Below are 4,871 nucleotides of genomic sequence, written 5' to 3'. Positions count from 1 at the left end.
GCGGAAAACAAACAAAAAACAAACTTAAACACGGCAAATGACGTAAGTATTCACATCGAAGTTTCTGCCACTGATAAAGCTGGTAAAAAAAGCTCAAATAGCAGCAGTAAAACAAACGAAAAACATGCGAATAATGTCAGCAATTCCGGGCAAACATTTGCAGCTGATAAAGATGGCGAATCTACGTCAAAAAACAAAGATATTGCAGACTTAAAAGCTGCTCAACGCTTAGCCTTAGAGCAACTGAAAGCTTCGCCAGCACTGCCGGCTGGAGGGGCTTCGCGTGGGCGCGATGCTAATGGCCGGTTTAGTTCGGGAGATAAGGCACAGCAGAATCAAGAGGCACAACGAGAAAGACGCCGGGATGCTGAAGAAAAAGAGCGAAACTCTGCCTTTACCCGGATCGCTAAGGTGCTCTCTGACTTCGGCGACCCCTTGGATGCAGAGGGCGCTGATGCCGCTGGCGTAGCAGCAGGGGGATCGTTCTGGCGAGCTGGCCATGAAATTTATAGTGGCGCAAAAAGCACTGTCCAGGGTGGATATGGCGCAGTCAAAAAGATGCGGGATGTCCTTCATCCAGAAAATGAGCAGCCGCCAGCGCCGGTAGATGCTCAACCGGCAAAAAATCGCGGCTTTCTGAAGCGTGCCTTTAGCCGCAGTCCCAAAAACACGGACAGCTCTGCAACCGTTGTTGCACGCAATGCCCAACGAGAGCAGCGCCATGCAATTGAGGTGCAAACCCAGGCTATTCAGAAAGGTGACGATAAGATCGTAGAGCGCCTGGACGAGCTGTTAAAGCAGCATGACGGAAAGAAAGGCGGCGGGTTATCAGGGTTACTGGGTGCTGCCGCTATCGGAGGGATCGGAAAAAAGCTGCTGGGCGGTTTACTGACGGGCTTAGGCCTTGGAGGGCTGGCAGAAAAAATCCGCGGGAGTAAGAAAAAGCCCGGGCGTGCCCCGGGCTGGCTGGGGGGTGATGACTGCGGGTGTGATTTGCCTGGCGGAGATAGAGCAAATAAACGACGTAAGCCGACGCGCAAAAAGCGCCGTGAGGCGCGCAACGCAGCGCGCCAAGCCCGTAAAAGGGAACGCGCTAACGCTAATGAAAGGGCTACTGAGCACCATCCAGACAGAACCAGGCCGCCAGAAAACGCCAGAGAGCGTGTCCGGAACAATGCCGGCTCAACGGGCGACACGACCGGTCACGGCGCGGGTGGTGCACCCGGCGCCACAGCCCGCGGTACGAGCGACACGACCGGTCACGGCGCGGGTGGTGCACCCGGCACTACAGCCCGCGGTACGAACGGCACGGCCGGTCACAGTGCGGGCGGGACGCCCGGTGCCACAGACCACGGTGCGGGCGGCACGGCCGGCGCGGTAGCTCATGGCACAGAACATGCGGCTACAAGGGAGGTTACGCAGGCCAGTGAAGATCTGGCCGAAGCGGGCGGCAAAAAAGCGGGTGCTAAATTGGCGGCAAAAGCCGCTGCCAAAACTGCGCTGCGCGCCGTGCCGATCGTAGGCCAGGTGCTCGGTGTAGGCTATGACGCGGTAACTGGCTGGCAAAACAAGGATGGCCAGGCAAAGGCTTTTGACCTGAAAGAAGGCCAGGAGGCGACAAAGCGCCAAAAAGCCGAGTATACGGCGGCAAATATCGCAGATATGGGCGGTCTGGTCAGCGGTGGCGCTGGCCTCTTGGCCTCGGGCGCATCAAAGCTGGGGCTGGGTGGCGTTGCCAAGTCGCTGACCTTCAGTACAGAGGACATGGCCAAAGGTCTGGACAATAAAATTTCCTCTGCGAAAAACCTCGCAACTTCGCTTTCTAGCGCCCTGGGCTTGGGGGCGCTGGGATTCAGTGAGCAAGCAAAAGCTGAGAAAGCCGCTGATGAGCGTACAACTGACGTGGTTGACGCGGTAAAGACCGGGGCAACCGCCACAACACAGGCACTGTCTGATCTGGCCAAGGCGTTCGAAAGCGGATCACTCCTCAAAGCGGCAGCCAATAAAGCTGAAGAAGCGGCGCAGACGGTTGTTGATTTCGGGGCACGGACTTACGCAAACATCGCCCAGCCGGCTACGGATGCAGTCAGTCCGGAGCTGAATATCGGTGGCAGTAATGCCAAAGCACGATCATTCCGTAATAACAACTTCGGTAATCTGCAATATGCCGGGCAGAAGGGCGCACGCCTGGAAAATGCCAATGCATATGGCGAACGCCGTTTTGCCCGGTTTGACACACCCGAAGAGGGCTTTCGTAGCCTGGCCAACCAGTTAAGCAGCTATGCAAATGGTACCTCCAGCGTAGTTGGCTACAAAAAACTGCAAAGCATCGGGGAAATTATCCCGTCCTTTGCTCCAGAGAGCGAAAACAATACCAAAGCCTATATGGCCTCTCTCTCGAAGCAGCTGGGTGTCGGCTTAAACGACAAGCTGGATCTGCAAAATCCCGAAGTGATGACCAAAGTCATGCGTGCGATCGCTACGCTCGAGGGTGGTAACCCGCAGGTCACTGATGAATTTATCAAAAATTCTATCGGCCATTATCAGGAAGGGAGCGGCAACAAGGGGCGCGGGCAATGGGTGGGGCAGTTTAACGACTCCACGCTGCCGATTATCAACCAAAAGCGCCAGCAGCTTGGTCTGGCACCAGTCACAAAATATGATCAGTACGCCGGCATCGCGTCGGTTAACGGTAAGGCGGTCGATTCCAGCTTGCCGCTGGCCAGCATGGCTGCTTTACCTGCGGCTGGTGGCCAAGTCGTGCAACACGCGCAGTCTGTCAAAAAACCTGGTGATACAGCCTCTCATGCTATCAGCCGCGGCGGCATTGACTACCGGCCGGCAACATTGCCCATGGATGGTACGGCCGCCCGGGCAGTGGTCGATAAGATTGGCGCAGATGAGCTGCGACACACAGAGGGCTTGCGCCACCAGGTGTACGTTGCCTCTGAAGCTGAATCGCCCCCGGAGTCCAAAAAAATAGTTGATGCAGCGAAGGAGGCGAAGGCAGCACAAGTAGGGCAGGTGGCTGCCGCCCGCCCGACGGGCGCAGCTACTGTGAATGCTGGTGTTTCCTTCCGTTCCGCCAAGCTGGGCAGCGACGATGGCAGCGTCTGGAACACCGTTGCTAAAAAACTTGGTGCTGAGCATGTGCTTAATGCTGAGGGTTTACGCCATCAGGTAAACCCAGTGGATGAAAACGCTGCATCAGCAGGACGTGCATCTTTAAGTGCTGCGGCCATCAGCCGGCCAGGTATGGCAATTCCGGTAAGGATGCCGACCATTCAGGATCTTTCCGCCAGCAATGTCCAGCCCACGGTAAACGTGGCCAATCCGCAGCCTGCTTTCCCGAAAGAAGCCTCTGCGCTGCTGAAGAAAATCAATGAGACGTTGGAGGAGATCCGCGGCCACACCAAGGACGCAGCAGAGAAAGCGGGCGATCAGGCACCCAAAGCCAACACGCCACAACCTGCGCCGCGTGGCAGTGTTCCTCTGAGCATTAATGACCCACTGATGGCCAGCGTGGCCGGTAACTGAGGAGAAGAGCATTGAAAGAGATTGACCACCTTATGACCCTGGAGAGCAATGGGCTGAAGGAGTATGGCGGAGAGCTGCAATCAAAAGCTGCCCAGCTGCGCGAGTGGCTGGATACACCGGTGGGTAGCGTCTACGGCCTGCCGGGCTGGGGATGCATCCTCAACCAGTTCAAGCACGAACCGACCAACCAGGCACATGTGCAGGTCACGATCGAATGCCAGCTGCTGCAAAAGCTGGCTGAGGATCTGCCTAACCTGAAAATTACCGGGATTGGCTATATCGAGCGTGATTTCGACTGGGCGCAGTTAACTATCAAACTCCCGGAAGGGACGATTAACGAGCAGGTATCAAAATAATGTCCATCCTGAGCCTTTCGGCCATTAAAGAGAAATTCAACACGCTGCTGGAGGAGAACAGCTACTGGTCACAGTTCGCGGGTTCCCAGTTCGTCACCATGCTGGTGACCTTCATCGCGCAGATGGTGTACCGCTGCCAGCAGTTTGCTGATGCGGCGCTGTCTGAGGGCTTCATTTCCACTGCGACCAAGCGATCCAGTATCCTGGCCGCAGCTGAAGACCGGGGATATGTTGGCTCCCGGGTTGACCCTTCCAGTGGTACTGCCATCATCACTAACCTGACCGACAAGGTGCTGACTGTCCCGCAATACACGTCGTTGCTGTCTGACGATCAGTATCCCTATCTCACGATGGACGTGGTGAAGGTGCCGGCGAACGGCACCGCCGCGGTCACGGTAAAGCAGCTCGAGATCGTGGAGGTTTCCACAACCATCACAGAGGCGACTGAGTTCCAACAGGTGCTGCTGTCCCGCGCGCTGACGGAAGTCTGTTACAAGGTTGACGTCATGGTGACGATCGATGGCTCAATCTCTACCTGGAAAAAAAGCACCATGTTCCGCCTGGCGACCAGCTCAAGCAGGGTTTACGTGGAGTTCTACAAACCGACCGAGCAGCTGGGCATCCGCTTTGGTGACGGTACAATTGGCATGATGCCGCCTGCCGGCTCTACGATCACGCTGCGGGTCTGGTGCAGCTCCGGTGACGTTACACTGCTGGCTGGCCAGACCCTGACCCCCTCTGATGATTCCGCCAGCCTGGCTGACGCTATGACGGTAAAAAGCAGCACCTCCATCACTGGCGGGTCAGACATTGAAAGCACGGAAATCACGCGCAGACGCGCGCAGTACGCGCTGTCTTACGATAACCAGGTGGTGTGGGCTGAGGATTACACTTACTACCTGAAGCAGAACATTCCGGCCAGCACCTGGCTAAATGCATGGGGGGAAGGGGAGCAGGAAAAGATTGATGGGGTGCTGA

General features: G+C 56.5%; 2 protein-coding genes and 1 pseudogene. All 3 read left to right on the top strand.

Features of this window, described 5'->3' with window-relative positions; genetic code table 11:
* Nucleotides 1-3,537 (top strand): annotated as a pseudogene (locus CYR55_RS23655) (hypothetical protein); the annotation flags it as partial.
* 11 nt (nucleotides 3,538-3,548) lie between these two features.
* Complete coding sequence (locus tag CYR55_RS22365; protein WP_101818522.1) at nucleotides 3,549-3,893, top strand: hypothetical protein; 345 nt, start codon at nucleotides 3,549-3,551, stop codon at nucleotides 3,891-3,893.
* The coding region (locus CYR55_RS22360) for a baseplate J/gp47 family protein (RefSeq protein WP_101818521.1) at nucleotides 3,893-4,871 on the top strand (979 nt) is incomplete at its 3' end. The genes CYR55_RS22365 and CYR55_RS22360, both read left to right, overlap by 1 nt.

The organism is Chimaeribacter californicus, from assembly GCF_002858675.1.
Classification (GTDB): domain Bacteria; phylum Pseudomonadota; class Gammaproteobacteria; order Enterobacterales; family Enterobacteriaceae; genus Chimaeribacter; species Chimaeribacter californicus.
Note: the sequence above shows the minus strand (reverse complement) of the source record. Positions and strands in the feature narration are given on the sequence as shown.